Source organism: Klenkia sp. AC732 (genome assembly GCF_979256525.1).
The window spans coordinates 1-278 of record NZ_CEEDOS010000111.1; the positions used below are offsets into that span (position 1 = coordinate 1).

The following is a 278-nucleotide window of genomic DNA, read 5'->3' on the forward strand; positions in this document are numbered from 1 at the left end:
GTCAGCGTCTGCAGGCAGCGGTCCAGCCACTGCGGGGACCCGTAGCCGACCACCAGCACGCCGCCCCTGCCCACGTCGGTGCCCGCGTCGGTGCTCACGCGGCCACCCGGGACGACTCGTCCCGGTTCCCCACGGCGGTGCGACCCCGCCGGACCTTGACCCACGCGGCCACCCGGACCAGCACCGAGACGCCGAGGAAGACGACCTCCGACCCCGGGGGGACGCCGGGGGTGGCCAGCAGCCCCCGCACCCCGCGCGGGCCCGCGGCGTCGACGAGG

Annotated in this window: 1 protein-coding gene; it reads right to left on the minus strand. The window is 78.1% G+C overall.

Annotated features, from left to right (window positions below; genetic code table 11):
* Positions 1 to 94 precede the first annotated feature (94 nt).
* Positions 95 to 278, minus strand: a 184-nt coding sequence (locus tag AC0IVP_RS21895) for a hypothetical protein (RefSeq protein WP_471759278.1), incomplete at its 5' end; no start/stop codon positions are given.